At 65.2% G+C, this 13,871-nt stretch carries 11 protein-coding genes; 5 read left to right on the forward strand and 6 right to left on the reverse strand.

Going from position 1 to position 13,871, the window contains the following annotated elements:
- Nucleotides 1-53: 53 nt before the first annotated feature.
- The 5 genes from ACZYTC_RS18950 to ACZYTC_RS18970 form a co-directional block, all read right to left on the reverse strand.
- On the reverse strand, nucleotides 54-1,838 hold the full coding sequence (locus ACZYTC_RS18950; protein ID WP_488990286.1) for an amino acid ABC transporter permease/ATP-binding protein: 1,785 nt from the start codon (nucleotides 1,836-1,838) through the stop codon (nucleotides 54-56).
- Nucleotides 1,839-1,921: 83 nt separating this feature from the next.
- Entirely contained in the window at nucleotides 1,922-2,536 is a 615-nt protein-coding gene (locus tag ACZYTC_RS18955; RefSeq protein WP_488990287.1) for a GNAT family N-acetyltransferase, read from the reverse strand.
- On the reverse strand, nucleotides 2,533-3,747 hold the full coding sequence (locus ACZYTC_RS18960; protein ID WP_488990288.1) for a M20 aminoacylase family protein: 1,215 nt from the start codon (nucleotides 3,745-3,747) through the stop codon (nucleotides 2,533-2,535). The genes ACZYTC_RS18955 and ACZYTC_RS18960 overlap by 4 nt, the downstream gene beginning before the upstream one ends.
- Nucleotides 3,747-5,063: an LLM class flavin-dependent oxidoreductase gene (locus tag ACZYTC_RS18965; protein WP_488990360.1), complete on the reverse strand. Its 1,317-nt coding sequence runs from the start codon at nucleotides 5,061-5,063 to the stop codon at nucleotides 3,747-3,749. The genes ACZYTC_RS18960 and ACZYTC_RS18965 overlap by 1 nt, the downstream gene beginning before the upstream one ends.
- A gap of 55 nt (nucleotides 5,064-5,118) precedes the next feature.
- The gene (locus ACZYTC_RS18970) at nucleotides 5,119-6,183 is read right to left on the reverse strand and encodes an MsnO8 family LLM class oxidoreductase (protein WP_441772168.1); all 1,065 of its coding nucleotides are present in this window, start codon (nucleotides 6,181-6,183) and stop codon (nucleotides 5,119-5,121) included.
- Nucleotides 6,184-6,614: 431 nt separating this feature from the next.
- Between ACZYTC_RS18970 and ACZYTC_RS18975 the strand changes: the two genes are divergently transcribed.
- The 3 genes from ACZYTC_RS18975 to ACZYTC_RS18985 all read left to right on the forward strand — a co-directional run bounded on the left by ACZYTC_RS18975 (nucleotide 6,615) and on the right by ACZYTC_RS18985 (nucleotide 10,808).
- Nucleotides 6,615-7,991 (forward strand): NAD(P)/FAD-dependent oxidoreductase, encoded by a 1,377-nt coding sequence (locus ACZYTC_RS18975; protein ID WP_488990289.1) that lies wholly within the window; start codon nucleotides 6,615-6,617, stop codon nucleotides 7,989-7,991.
- Complete coding sequence (locus ACZYTC_RS18980; protein WP_488990290.1) at nucleotides 7,988-9,268, forward strand: NAD(P)/FAD-dependent oxidoreductase; 1,281 nt, start codon at nucleotides 7,988-7,990, stop codon at nucleotides 9,266-9,268. The genes ACZYTC_RS18975 and ACZYTC_RS18980 overlap by 4 nt, the downstream gene beginning before the upstream one ends.
- 121 nt (nucleotides 9,269-9,389) lie before the next feature.
- On the forward strand, nucleotides 9,390-10,808 hold the full coding sequence (locus ACZYTC_RS18985; protein ID WP_434958951.1) for an FGGY family carbohydrate kinase: 1,419 nt from the start codon (nucleotides 9,390-9,392) through the stop codon (nucleotides 10,806-10,808).
- A 24-nt stretch (nucleotides 10,809-10,832) separates the two neighbouring features.
- On the opposite strand, the gene ACZYTC_RS18990 is transcribed toward ACZYTC_RS18985, so the two are convergent.
- Nucleotides 10,833-11,462: an HAD family hydrolase gene (locus ACZYTC_RS18990; protein WP_488990291.1), complete on the reverse strand. Its 630-nt coding sequence runs from the start codon at nucleotides 11,460-11,462 to the stop codon at nucleotides 10,833-10,835.
- A gap of 157 nt (nucleotides 11,463-11,619) precedes the next feature.
- Here ACZYTC_RS18990 and ACZYTC_RS18995 point away from each other — a divergent pair, with 157 nt between their 5' ends.
- Together ACZYTC_RS18995 and ACZYTC_RS19000 are read left to right on the forward strand one after the other, a co-directional pair.
- A complete protein-coding gene (locus ACZYTC_RS18995) occupies nucleotides 11,620-12,210 on the forward strand; it encodes an ANTAR domain-containing response regulator (RefSeq protein ID WP_434958949.1) in 591 nt (196 codons plus the stop codon).
- Between the two features lie 54 nt (nucleotides 12,211-12,264).
- Nucleotides 12,265-13,518 (forward strand): CmpA/NrtA family ABC transporter substrate-binding protein, encoded by a 1,254-nt coding sequence (locus ACZYTC_RS19000; protein ID WP_488990292.1) that lies wholly within the window; start codon nucleotides 12,265-12,267, stop codon nucleotides 13,516-13,518.
- The last annotated feature ends 353 nt before the right edge of the window (nucleotides 13,519-13,871 follow it).

Raw genomic sequence — 13,871 nt, forward strand, 5'->3', positions numbered from 1 at the left:
TCGCGCCGGCGGCTCCCAGCGCGCCGACATGGACGTCGAAAAAGCTTGGGCGTTCACAGAACCTTGGCGAGGAATTCGCCCAGGCGGGAATGGGCGGGCGCATTGAAAAGCAAGGCGGGCGGGCCAGATTCGAGGACGCGGCCGTTCTCCATGAACACCACGGTATCGGCCACTTCCCGGGCGAAGCCGACTTCATGGGTCACGATCACCATGGTGGTGCCGGAGGTGGCGAGTTCCTTGATCACTTCAAGCACTTCGCCGACCAGTTCGGGATCGAGGGCGGATGTCGGCTCGTCGAACAGGATGACCTTGGGCTTGAGCGCCAGGGCCCTGGCAATGGCAACGCGCTGCTGCTGGCCGCCGGAAAGCTGGCGGGGATAGGCATCCGCCTTGTCGGCGAGGCCGATGCGGCTGAGGAGGTCGCGGGCCTGTTCAAGGGCCACGGCGCGCGGCACCTTCTGCACCGAGACCGGCGCCTCAATGATGTTTTCGAGCACCGTGAGATGCGGGAACAGGTTGAAGTTCTGGAACACCATGCCGATCGAGGCACGGCGGCGACGGATCGCGCCTTCCTTCAGCTCGTAGAGCACATTGCCGCGGCGCTCATAGCCGATCAGCTCACCATCGATGGCGATGAAGCCTTCGCTCGCACGTTCGAGATGATTGATGGCGCGCAGCAAGGTGGACTTGCCGGCGCCGGAGGGGCCCAGGATCGCGGTGACCTCGCCGGGCCGGACGGTGAGACTGACATTGTCCAATACGGTATGGCTGCCGTAGCGCTTGGACAGGCCATGAATCTCGATCAAGCCTTCCTGCCGGCTCGGACGCAGCGCCGAAACCAGAGGCTTGCGAACGGCAGGCGCCGACGGCTGCGCTATCGGAGGTGATTTGATTTGGCGGCTATTATCGCGTCCTGTGATACGTTCCAGCAAGGACGCGGGGGCAGTGCGCAAAGCGCCCCTGGCATAATGGCGCTCGATCCTCAACTGAATGAGCGAGAGCACGCTCATGATGATGAGGTACCAGACCGTCGCCACCATCAGGAGCGGAATGACCTCGAGATTGCGCCGGTAGATGACCTGCACGGTGTAGAACAATTCCGGCAGCGCCAGGACGTAGACCATGGAGGTCGACTTGGCCAAGCCGATGATCTCGTTGAAGCCACTCGGCAGGATGGCACGCATGGCCTGGGGCAACACGATGCCGAGGGCATGCCGGCTTCGCGACAGGCCGAGCGCAGCCGCGGCCTCGTGCTGGCCCTGGTCGACCGACAGGATGCCGCCCCGGATGATCTCGGCCGAGAAGGCCGCCTGGTTGAGGCTGAGGCCGATCAGCGCGACCGAGAAGGGACTGAGAACCTCCACCAGATTGTACTGAGCGAACAGGATGCCGGTGAAGGGAATGCCGATATCCAGCGTGGTGTAGAGATAGCCGAGATTGTTGAGGATCAGCAGCAATACGATCAGCGGGACCGAGCGCAGCAGCCAGATATAGCCCCAGGATATCCCGGCAAGCAGCGGCGATTTGGAGACCCGCGCAAAGGCGAGCGTGCCGCCGAGCAGGAAGCCGAAGACGGAGGCCAGCACGGTGAGCAGCACCGTGCGGGCGAGCCCGACCAGCACCGGCTCGGAGACGAAATATTGCGCGAAGACGTCCCAGCCCCATTTCGGATTGGCCAGGATCGAATAGAGGGTCACCCCGAGGATGAGGACGGCTACCACCGTGCCGACCGCGCGCCAGGGATGCCGGGCCGGCACCACGCGATAACGCGAATAGTCGGACGCATTGCTCGCCTGGGGCCCGGCAAGTACGCCGTCGAAATCCGTGGTGGAGGCCATCCCGCGCTTCCTTCGTTCTTGATTCAGTTAGTCCATAGAAAAAGTAGATTAAATGGCGAAGTAGGGCCGACCAAGCGACCCTGTCATCCTGCCTTGCGTCCAGCCTGACCCTGTTCCGGCGCCGCTTGGCGCGCGGCTCGGACAGCGCTGAGCGCGACCAACCGGTCGTCTGTTCCCGACGCACCACCTGCGACCGACCGCTCGACTTCGGAGGCGAGATGGGAGATGTCCTTCTCGAAGGGCAGAGAGCCGTAGGTCTCGGGATCCTTGGTGACGTCGAACAGAGCGGTATAGCCAGTCGAGAGATAGAGGCCCGCGGCTTCCGGCTGGCGAAAGCCGGTGGTGAGGTAGATGCGACTATAGCCCTGGCGCGCGGCCTGCGACTCGAGCTCGACCAACACCTTGCGGGCAAGGCCCTGGCGGCGCAGGTCGACATGGGTCCACACGCGCTTGAATTCCGCCGTGTGCTCGTCATAACGCTTGAAGGCGCCGCCGGCGATGGCCACGCCATCACGCAGCAGCAGCACGAAATTGCCATGGGGCGGTGCGAAGAGCTCGGCGGGATAGCGGCTCATTTCCGCCGAACCCGGTTCGCCCCAATAATTGCCATAGCGCGATTGATATTCGAAGGTGAGCGCCTCGACCAGGGGACGTGCCTGTTCGTCGAGCGGGGTCGTATAGAAGAAGATATCTGTCATTTTGCCGGCTCACTATTATCGGAAAGATAATCCTGGACCAGCGCGACCCAGTAGCGCGCCGCATCCACGAGAATGGCATCGTTGAAATCATAATGGGGGTTGTGCAGGTCGGCGCTATCGCCATTGCCGATGAAGAGGTAGCTGCCCGGCCGCTCCTTGAGCATGAAGGCGAAATCCTCGCTCGCGGTGATCGGCCGGAAGTCCTGGCGAATGCGTTCTTCTCCGAAATGGCGGGCCGCTACCTGCCGGGCGAAGTCCGTCTCCCCGGCATGATTGACCAGCACGGGATAGCCGCGCGGATAATGGACTTCGGCGCGCGCGCCGAAGGAAGCGGCATGGCTCTGCGCGAGTTCGATGATGCGTTGGCGCACGTTCTCGCGCACGGTATCATCGAAGGTGCGAATGGTGAGCTGCAATTCGACGCTGTCGGGGATGACGTTGGGCGCGATGCCGCCATGGATCGAACCGACGGTGACAACCACCGCCTCGAGCGGGTCGACATTGCGCGAGACCACCGTCTGCAGCGCCAGCACCAGGGAGGCGCTGGCCACCACCGGATCGACCGCCTGCTGCGGCTTGGCGCCATGGCCGCCCTTGCCGATGACGCGGATGATGGCAAGGTCCACCGAGGCCATGGTCGGGCCCGCCAGGAAGCCGAACTCGCCAGCGGGTACACCGGGCCAATTGTGCAGCCCGAACACCGCATCGACCGGGAAGCGCTCGAACAGCCCGTCCTTGATCATCGAGCGGGCGCCGCCGCCATTCTCTTCGGCGGGCTGGAAGATCACCCTGAGCGTGCCGGAAAAGGCGCGCGTCGTGGCGAGGTGCTTGGCCGCCGCGAGCAGGATCGAGGTGTGGCCGTCATGGCCGCAGGCATGCATCACCCCCGGTACCGTGCTGGCATAGGGCAGCCCAGTGGCCTCGGTGATCGGCAGGGCGTCCATATCGGCCCGGATGCCGACGGTCCTGCTGCCTCGGCCGCTTTTCAGCGTACCGACCACCCCGGTGCCGCCGACATTGCGCGCCACCTCATAGCCCCAGGATTCGAGGTAACCGGCGACCAGGGCGCTGGTCTTTTCTTCCTTATAGGCGAGCTCCGGTTGAGTATGCAGCTTTCGACGCAGGGCGACGAATTCCTCGCCCAGCGTCGCGATGGCCTGGAGTGCAATCGCCTCTGCCGTGGCCGAGGGTGGGGGAAACTGCGCCGTCATCAGGCCGCCTCCTCGCCGGCATCCGGCCCGGCTGCGACCGCATAGCGGCTTTCACGGTAGGGCAGGCCGAGATGGTCCCTGAGCGTGGTGCCGAACTGGGCCGGGCGGTGATGGCCGCGCGCCTCCAGGATCGGCAGGACATGCGTCTCGAAATCGTCGAGTCCGGCTGTCAGCACATGGAAGCCGAGCACGAAGCCATCGGCGGCGGCTCCCTCCGCCCAACGGATCAACTCGTCGGCGATCGCCTCGGGCGTGCCGATGAAGCTGGTGCGCGGGGTCGCAACATCGAGCGCGATCTCGCGCAAGGTGAGCTTCTTCTCCCGTGCAACGCGCTTGATACGATCGGTATGGGCCCGGAAACTATTGGCGCCGATATCGCCGAGCTCCGGAAAGGGCTCATCGAGCGGATAGGCGGTGAAATCGTGATGGTCGAAGAAGCGCCCGAGATAGAGCAGCGCCTCGTGATCCGTTACCAGCGCGCGGATCTCCTGATATTTGCGCTCCGCCTCCTCTTCACTCGATCCCACGATCGGGGCGACGCCCGGAAACACCTTGAGATGATCGGCCGAGCGACCATGAGCCAGCGCGCTCTGCTTGAGTTTGCGCGACAGCTCGCGATTGTCCTCGAAGGATTCGGAACCGGCGAACACCGCGTCGGCATGGCGGCCGGCCAGCTTGATACCGTCATCCGAGGCACCGGCCTGGAACAGCACGGGCTGGCCCTGCGGCGAGCGGCTGAGGTTGAGCGGCCCTTCGGCGGCATGGAAGCGGCCCTTGAAATCGAGCCGGTGCATCTTGGCGAAATCGGCATATTGGCCGGTCTCGCGATTGCGCGGGAAGGCATCGTCGTCCCAGCTATCCCACAGCCCCTTGACCACCTCGATATGCTCGCCGGCAATCTCGTAGCGAAGGGCATGTTCGGGGTGCTTGTCGCGATTATAGTTGCGGGCCGAGCCTTCCAGCGGCGAGGTCACCGCGTTCCAGCCGGCACGGCCGCCGCTGATCACGTCGATCGAGCCGAACTGCCGGGCCACGGTGAAGGGATCGGAATAGGAGGTCGAGAGCGTGCCGACCAGGCCGATGCTGGAGGTCGAGGCTGCCAGCGCCGAAAGCAGGGCGATCGGCTCGAAGCGGTTGAGGAAATGCGGAATGGAGACCTCGTTGATATAGAGGCCGTCGGCGATGAAGACGAAGGCGATGCCGGCCTTTTCGGCCTGGCGCGCGGAGCGGACATAATGCTCGAAATTGATGCTGGCATCGGCCGGCACGCTCGGATGCTTCCAGGCGTTCATATGGCCGCCCGGGCCCTGCAGCATCACACCGAAGGGAATGCGTTTCCTGCTCAAATCTCTCTCCTCAAATGCTAAGCGGTCAGGCGGGAATGACTTGGCGTAGCGCCGGCTGCTGCGCGGCCGGGGACCGGCGGGCGGTGACACCGTGTTCCGTGACACCGTGTGCTTGGGCAAGCTGCTCGACCAGGGCCAGCCTCGCCGCGCCCTTCACGGCCGGTTCGACGATGAATTCCCCGATGCCGTGGCGCTCATGCAGGCGATCGAGTGCCGCCAGTACGTCGGCCGCCGTACCGGCGAGGACGCTCGGCGCCTTGCGCTCGACGCGATATTCGCTGGCACCGGCCTGGCGGGCATAATCCTTCGCCTGCGCCTCGCTGCCGACGGTGACGCTCTGGGCACCTGGAACATGCACCTTGAAGAGTTGCAATCCGGCGGCCTGGCGCGCTGCCTCGGCGGCACTGTCGGCGACGATGGCGGCCACCGCCACCAGGGGCGGTCGCCCGGCCTTGCTGCGATAGGCGGCGACGGCATCGGCAAGCAGCACATCGTCGCCATTGAGGTGGCGGGCGAACACGAACTGCCAGCCCCTGGTGGCCGCAAGTTCGGCGCTTTCCACACTCGCTCCCAGCAGGAAACGCTCGGGCGTCACGGGTGGCCGCGGCGTCGCGCTCAGGCCGGCTAGCGTCTCGCCGGCCGCAACCGGCCCGTCGAGGAAGCGGCCGAGATCGTCGAGCTGCTCGGCAAAGCCCGGCTTGCGGGCGGGGTCATGGGCTCCCTGCAACGCGCGCGTCGCCAGCGGCAACCCGCCCGGCGCCTTGCCGATGCCGAGATCGACCCGTCCCGGCGCCAGCGAAGCGAGGAGATTGAAGACCTCCGCCACCTTGTAGGCGCTGTAATGCTGCAGCATCACCCCACCCGACCCGATGCGGATTCGGGCCGTGTTGGCCAGCAGGAAGGCGATCAGCACTTCGGGGGCGGAGCTGGCGAGTTCGGGGGCGTTGTGGTGTTCGGCAACCCAGAAACGGTGGTAGCCGAGCCGCTCCGCCGCCTGGGCCAGGGCAATGGTGCGCTTGAGGGCGTCAGGGGCCTCATCACCGGAAGCAAGGGGACTCTTGTCGAGCAAACTCAGCCTGTAGCGCGTCATGCCTGGTCTCGTCTTCGCTGCGGCACGCACAGCGCCGCTTGATGGGAGCTAGGCACATTAGACTACTATTTCTATATATTAAATATGAATCTTTGGTGGTGATCGAATAATGTAGGAACCAGTGGTTCACCCCTCATCCGGCTGCTGCCACCTTCTCCCACAAGGGGAGAAGGGTTTCAGTGGGTTAACTAGAGCGCGACTGAAGGGTCACGACGTGTCGCATCCCGCACCCAATAAATTCACTTCTCCCCTTGCGGGATCTGGCACTTCCTGCGGAAGGCCTCAGGTCCCGGCAGGGGGATGAGGGGTCGATGCACCTTCGAGATCAAGCCAAGCTCATCTCCCTCCTCAGCCAGTAGCGAAGCAGCCGCGAATTTGCTCAGATAGCGGGACAGGCTCGCGCCGGGAGCGGCCTGGGGGAAGACGGCACAATGGTCAGCGATGTCGCCATCATCGGCGCAGGGGTCGTGGGATGCGCGATCGCTCGCCGCTTTGCGCTGGAGGGGCTCGCTGTCACCCTGATCGAGGCCGGTGGCGATATCCTCTCCGGCGCCAGCAAGGCCAACAGCGCCATATTGCATACGGGTTTCGATGCCCCGCCCGGCAGCCTGGAGCTCGCCTGCATCCGCGCCGGCCATGCCGAATATCTCGAGATCCACGAGGCCATGGGGTTGCCGCTGCTGCGCAGCAGCGCCCTCGTCGTCGCCTGGAACGAGGCCGAGGAAGCCGGCCTGGAGGGTATCCGCGTCAAGGCGCTGGAGAACGGCATCGACAATGTCGCGCTGATCGGCCGCGCGGAGCTGCGCGCCAGGGAGCCGGGCCTGTCCGAATCGGCACGATCAGCCCTCTTCGTGCCGGATGAAGCCCTCATCGATCCCTGGAGCCCCTTTCTCGCCTATGTCGAGCAGGCCATGGCGCATGGCGCCACCGTCCTGCGCGGCACCCGTGTCACCGGCGGCCAGTTCGATGGCCAGGTCTGGCACCTCGAAACCACGGCCGGGCCTGTCGTGGCCCGCAGCGTGATCAATTGCGCCGGCAACCATGGCGATGAGATCGACCACGCGCTCCTCGGCCACTGCGCCTTCGAGATCCGCCCGCGCAAGGGCCAGTTCGTGGTCTTCGACAAGGCGGCCTACAAGCTGGCTTCAGCCATCATCCTGCCGGTGCCCAATGAGCGCACCAAGGGGGTTGTGGTCACGCGCACGGTCTTCGGCAACCTGCTCGTCGGTCCAACCGCGGAAGAACAGCAGGACCGGGACCGGGCCGATGTCGATCACGACGCGCTCAAAGCCCTGATCCGCCGGGGCGTCGAGATCCTGCCGGCTCTGGCCGACATGCCGGTGACCGCCTGCTATGCCGGGCTGCGGCCAGCCACCGAGCGCAAGGACTATCGCATCGACGCCTATCCCGAACGCAACTGGATCAGCGTCGGCGGCATTCGCTCGACCGGCCTGTCCGCCTCACTCGGCATTGCCCGCCATGTGCTGCGCCTCCACGTCGAGGCCGGCGGGAGAACCGCACCGGTCGAGGCATCCCCGCCCGGCCCGGTTCCCAATCTGGCCGAGCACCTGCCGCGCGACTATGACCGGCCGGATTATGAGGAAATCATCTGTCACTGCGAACTGGTGACCAGGCGCGAGATCGAGACCGCTCTGTCCCGCCCGCTGGCCGCCGGCGATTTCGGCGGTCTGAAACGCCGCACGCGTTGCGCCATGGGGCGCTGCCAGGGCTTCAACTGCAGTGCCAGGCTGGCCAGCCTGACCCAGGGCCGTTTCGCCATGCCTCTCGACAGCGGAGCAGCGCGATGAGTGCGGCCAAGGTCATGGCTCCGGATGTTCTCGTCGTCGGCGGCGGCCCTGCCGGCCTGTCGGCCGCGACAGCATTGAAGGAACTCGGCATCGGCAAGGTCGTGCTGCTCGAGCGCGACACGGTCGTGGGCGGCATTCCCCGCCATTGCGGCCACTCGCCCTTCGGCATGCGCGAATTCCACCGCATTCTCTCGGGCACAGGCTATGCCGCCCGGCTTGAAGCCCGGGCTAGGGAACGCGGCGTCGAGATCCTCACCCGGCACAGCGTGCTCTCGGTCCAGGACGGCGTTGTGAAGGCGGTGTCACCCGACGGCCCCGTCGACTACAGGCCGAGGCGCATCCTGCTGGCCACCGGCACGCGCGAGGCCTCGCGTGCCGCGCGGCTGGTGTCGGGCGAGCGCCCGCTCGGCATTCTCAACACGGCGGCCCTGCAGGCCTATGTGCATCTGGAGAAGCTCGCGCCCTTCCGTCGGCCCGTGATCGTCGGTACCGAATTGGTGGCGATATCGGCCATCCTCACCTGCCTGTCGGGCGGCATCCGTCCGGCCGCCGTGATCGAGCCGAACGCCTATCCGACGGCCCGCTTTCCCTTCTGGCTGCTGCCGCGCCTGCTCGGCATTCCCGTGCACTACCGCACCGAAATCGGCACCATCGCCGGCAAGGGCCGGGTACAGGAGGTGATTGCACGCTCGGAAGCGGGAAACCGCAGCATCGACTGCGACGGGGTGCTGTTCACCGGTGCCTTCACGCCGGAATCGGCCCTGGCGCGCCTCGGCGGCCTGGCGATCGACCCGGGCAGCGGCGGCCCGATCGTCGATGCCTTTGGCCGTACCCGCGCGCCCACAATATTCGCCGCCGGCAATCTGCTCCGGCCCGTGGAGACCGCCGGCTGGTGCTGGGCGGAGGCACGGCGCATCGCCGGCAGCATCGCCCGAGACCTCGAGGGCGGGCTGCCGCCGCGCCAGGCCGCCATTCCCATCCGTACCGGCGCGGGCATCAAGCTGGTGATGCCCCAAGAAATCGACGTCAAGGAAATCGACGTCAAGGAAATCGACAGGGCGACGCTGCCGCGGGCCCTTCCCGCACTGCAACTGCGTCTCAGCAGGAGATTGAAGGGGACCTTGGCGCTGACGGCCGGCGACACCGTGCTATGGTCCCGTTCGATCTCGTCGGGGCCCGAACGGCGTGTCCTGGTGCCGCTCGAGCACCTCGTCATCCCGCCCGCCGCAACCGAACTCACCCTTGAGCTACGCCATGGCAGAGGCATCTCGCCATGAGGCTGCTATGCCAAACGCCGTTTTGGTAAAACCGTACTTATATTCTAGATATTGTCGGAAGCGTGCTTGCGATTCCCCGCTGGCTTTCTCGGATCGCAAGCCGCGATAGGAGCAGTTCTCGATGGCAAACATCGTTGCGATCGACCAGGGTACCACCTCCACCCGCTCTCTCGTGGTGGGTGAGGACGGCGCCGTCGCCATCGTCAAGGCGATCCGGCATGGCCAGCATCATCCCAATCCAGGTTGGGTCGAGCATGATCCGGAGGAATTGCTGGCCAATATCCGGATCTGCCTGGAGACCGCCGGCCCGGCAGCAGCAATCGGCCTTTCCAACCAGGGAGAAAGCTGCCTGGCCTGGGACGCTGAATCCGGCAAGCCTCTTTCTCCCGTGATCGTCTGGCAGGACGGCCGTACGGCAGACATGGCCGAAAAGTTGCGGGCGGCCGGCAAGGCCGCGACCGTGCTGGAGCGGGCCGGCTTGCCGCTCGATTCTTATTTCTCCGCCACCAAGTTCCGCTGGATGCTCGACAACCTGCCCGATGTCGCCAAGGCGCGTGCCGCGGGACGGCTGCGCCTGGGCACCACCGATGCCTTCTTCCTGCAGCGCCTGACGGGTGAGTTCGCCACCGACGCGACTACGGCTTCCCGCACCTCCTTGATGAATCTGGCAACGGGGGCCTGGGACGAGGAACTCTGCGCGCTGTTCGGCGTGCCCCTCGACAGCCTGCCGCCGATCCGGCCGACCGTCGCGGCCTTCGGGCAGACGCCAACCGGGCCGATCACCGCCTCTCTGGTCGACCAGCAGGCCGCGCTCTACGGCCATCGCTGCCGCCGCGCTGGCGACCTCAAGATCACTTTCGGCACCGGTGCCTTCTGCCTGGCCGTCACCTCGACAATCCCCAAGGCACCCGCACTGACCGGCGGCCTCTTGCCGACGGTGGCCTGGCATATCGGCGATCGCCTGACCTACGCCCTCGATGGCGGCGTCTATGATGTCGGCTCGAGTATCGAATGGGCGATCAAAACAGGTATCGCCGGCAGCGTTGCCGATTTCCACGAATTCCGGCGGCCACCGGCGATCGAGCGCGGGCTCGTCTTCGTGCCTGCCTTTTCAGGCCTGGCCTGTCCGCATTGGGATCGCTCGGCCGCCCCGCTCATCATCGGCCTGACGCCGGCCTCCGATTTCGAGGATCTGCGCCAGGCCCTGTTGGAAGGCATTGCGCTGCTGACCTGCGATATCCTGGCAGCAATGGAGGCCGAAGTAGAGACCGGCGATGTGATCGCCATCGATGGCGGATTGTCGCGCAGCCCCTATTTCTGCCAGTTCCTGGCCGACAGCGCCGGCAAAGCCGTCGCCTTGTCCGATTTCGACGAAACCACGGCCCTTGGCACGGCCCAGCTCGCGGCCCTCGGCATTGGTGTGGAAATACCGGCCGTCTCGGCTTCGAACCGGAAGTTCTACGAGCCCAAGGACGCCCCCCGCGCGCGCTGGCGCGAGCGCTTCCGCACAGCCGTCGGGCGCACGTCGGGCTGGCGCTGAGAAGTCGAAGCGCAGCGAAAGCGTTCACACGGCCGATTGAACACCCAGCAGGCCGAGAGCACCCAGATCCCGGCGCAGGGCTTCGGGGTCACTGAAGCGGATGGCCTTGAAACCGAGGTGTGAGGCCGTTGCGATATTCTCCGCATTGTCGTCGATGAAGACGCAAGCGCTGGCCGGCAAGCCGGCTTCCCGCAGGAAAAGCTCGAAAATCGCCGGATCCGGCTTGGCCAGTTTTCTCTCGCCCGAGACGATCAGCACCTCGAAATGCGAAAGAAAAGCGTAACGCTCGGCCGCGATTGGAAAGGTTTCGGACGACCAGTTCGAGATCGCATGCAGGGCCACATCCTGCCGGCGCAATTCCTCCAGGATGGCGACCGTCCCTTCGATGGCGCCCCCAAGCATCTCGGACCAACGCGTGTGGAAGGCCGAGATCAGCTCGCCATGATGGGGAAACTGAGCTGAGAGCTCGGCCACCCCTTCGGCGAAGGGCTTGCCGGCGTCGAACTGGCCGTTCCACGCCGGCGTGCAGACCTCGGCCAGGAAGCGGCGGGCGCGCTCTTCATCCGGCAGGAGCCGGCGGTAGAGATAGAGAGGATTCCAGTCGATCAGCACGCCGCCGAGATCGAATACCACCGCCTTGATTGGATTTGCCATAGCCTTCCCCTATTGCTCGCTCTCGCGCCTATCTGCATGTTTATGCGTTTTTACGCAACTTCATGCGCGAATGCAATGCCGCGCCGCGCGCGCCCTTGCGGCACGATGCCTAATATCGCGCCTTGCTTCGTCAGTACTCTCGCCCGAAATTGCGGGAATGAACGATGCGCCCCTGCATGTCCTGCTGATCGACGACAATGCCATGAGGGCTTCGGTCATCGAGGAAGGCCTGCGCGAGGCGGGGCACGATCGCGTCACCATCATTAATGAAATGCGCCATTTGCTGCGGCAGGTCGTCGACGCCGATCCCGACGTCATCTTCATCGATCTGGAGAACCCCAATCGCGACGTCCTGGAGCAGATGTTCCAGGTCTCCCGCAGCGTGCATCGCCCGGTGGTGATGTTCGTGGACCAGTCCGACAAGGCCGCCACCGAGGCGGCCATCGATGCCGGCGTCTCGGCCTATGTAGTCGATGGCTTGCGCAAGGAACGCGTCCGGCCGATCCTCGACATGGCCATCAGCCGCTTCAACGCCTTCCATCGCCTGCGCGAGGAGCTCGACCGCACGCGCCAGGCTCTGGAGGATCGCAAGACCATCGACAAGGCGAAAGGCATTCTCATGAAGCGGCGGGGCATCAGCGAGGAGGAGGCCTATGCCCTGCTGCGCAAGACCGCGATGAATGAAAGCCGGCGTGTGGCCGAGGTGGCGCGCAGCCTCGTCACCGCCGCCAAGCTTCTGGACAGATAGGCTGATGATGAGCGGTCACGGCGCGGACAGCGAAGAAATCCGGGAGCATGGGCGATGAGCAACAAGGGCAGGGACGGCATCGCGGATCTGACGCTCGGCTTCATCCCGCTCGTCGACACCGCGCCCCTGGTCGTCGCCAAGGAAAAAGGGTTCGCCGCAGCTGAGGGCCTCGAACTCAAGCTGGCGCGCGAGACGTCCTGGGCCAATATCCGCGATCGCGTCATGCTCGGCCATTTCGACGCCGCCCATATGCTTGGGCCGATGCCAATCGCCTCCACGCTCGGCCTGGGGCATGTCGAGGTGCCGATGATCGCCCCCTTCTCGCTGGGCCTCGGCGGCAACGCCATCACGCTCGCGCCGACGCTCTTCGCCCGGATGGAAGAAGAGGGTGCAGATCTTGACGCCGGCCCGGCCACCATCGGCGCCGCGCTTGCCAAGGTCGTCGCCAAACGGCCGGCGGCGGGACAGGCGCCCCTTACCCTCGCCGTCGTCCATCCCTTTTCGGGGCATAATTACGAGCTGCGCTATTGGCTGGCCGCCGCCGGCATCGATCCCGACAGGGATATCCGGCTGGTGGTGCTGCCGCCGCCCTTCATGGTCGACGCCATGCGGGAAGGCCAGATCGACGGCTTCTGCGTGGGCGAGCCCTGGAACTCGCTGGCGGTCGAGGCCGGGGTCGGCGTGATCGCGGTGACCAAATCCACCTTGTGGCGCCAAGGTCCCGAGAAGGTGCTCGGCTTGCGTGCCGATTTCGCCGAACGCACTCCCGATCGGCTCGCCGCACTGCTGCGTGCGTTGCATGGCGCGGCCCGCTGGGCTGGTGATGCCGGTAATCGCAGCGAGTTGGCCCATATCCTCGCCGCGCCTGACTATCTCGACCGGCCACCCGAGATCATCGGGCAGGCGCTCAGCGGCGTGCTGGTGCGCCGCCGGCACGAGGCCGCGGCTGAGATTCCCGACTTCCTGGTCTTCCACGACCACGCTGCCAACTTCCCCTGGGCGAGCCATGCCCTCTGGTTCTATTCGCAGATGGTGCGCTGGGGCCAGGTGGATTACAGCACCGCCTTGGCCCAGCGGGTCGGCCAGGTTTATCGCCCGGACCTCTATCGCGCCGCCCTCGCCGGCACCGGTATCGACCTGCCCCGCGCCAGTGCCAAGGTCGAGGGTGCCTTGCGGCAGGCGACGCCGGTGGCCTCGCGCCACGGCACCATGGTGCTCGGCCCTGACGGCTTCTTCGACGGCAGGCTGTTCGATCCCGACGACATCGAAGGTTATCTGCGCTCATTTAGAGTGTCAGCCTCCGGCTGAAATACCGGCAGGCAAATTGTCAGCCCAGCTCCATCACCTGATGGAGCTGTGAGGCTGACACTCCATCGTTTCCTGCCTCGCGCCAAAAATATCGGCAAAACCATGCTGCGGCGCACAATATTTGATCTTGCCTAAAAAAGCAGCCCGCTTCTAAACTGCACACAGTGAGAGACGCAGGTCTCTTTCCGCAGCAGGGTCAATGACGGCCCGATAAGCGGCTTTCCTTGAAGATTTTGGGCCGAAAAGCCCAGCGCTCAGTGACGGGCGCAAAACGGCAACGCCGCCGAACCATCCCTGCCGCCCTTTGTCGGCGGGGATGGTTCGGCGGCTTTTTGTTTTGGCGACTTCAGCAC

This window comes from Labrys sp. F242 (assembly GCF_057813875.1).

Coding starts and splice junctions, on each gene's coding strand:
- ACZYTC_RS18950 (WP_488990286.1), bottom strand. CDS start 1,838: ATGGCCTCCACCACGGATTTCGACGGCGTACTTGCCGGGCCCCAGGCG.
- ACZYTC_RS18955 (WP_488990287.1), bottom strand. CDS start 2,536: ATGACAGATATCTTCTTCTATACGACCCCGCTCGACGAACAGGCACGT.
- ACZYTC_RS18960 (WP_488990288.1), bottom strand. CDS start 3,747: ATGACGGCGCAGTTTCCCCCACCCTCGGCCACGGCAGAGGCGATTGCA.
- ACZYTC_RS18965 (WP_488990360.1), bottom strand. CDS start 5,063: ATGCTGCAGGGCCCGGGCGGCCATATGAACGCCTGGAAGCATCCGAGC.
- ACZYTC_RS18970 (WP_441772168.1), bottom strand. CDS start 6,183: ATGACGCGCTACAGGCTGAGTTTGCTCGACAAGAGTCCCCTTGCTTCC.
- ACZYTC_RS18975 (WP_488990289.1), top strand. CDS start 6,615: ATGGTCAGCGATGTCGCCATCATCGGCGCAGGGGTCGTGGGATGCGCG.
- ACZYTC_RS18980 (WP_488990290.1), top strand. CDS start 7,988: ATGAGTGCGGCCAAGGTCATGGCTCCGGATGTTCTCGTCGTCGGCGGC.
- ACZYTC_RS18985 (WP_434958951.1), top strand. CDS start 9,390: ATGGCAAACATCGTTGCGATCGACCAGGGTACCACCTCCACCCGCTCT.
- ACZYTC_RS18990 (WP_488990291.1), bottom strand. CDS start 11,462: ATGGCAAATCCAATCAAGGCGGTGGTATTCGATCTCGGCGGCGTGCTG.
- ACZYTC_RS18995 (WP_434958949.1), top strand. CDS start 11,620: ATGAACGATGCGCCCCTGCATGTCCTGCTGATCGACGACAATGCCATG.
- ACZYTC_RS19000 (WP_488990292.1), top strand. CDS start 12,265: ATGAGCAACAAGGGCAGGGACGGCATCGCGGATCTGACGCTCGGCTTC.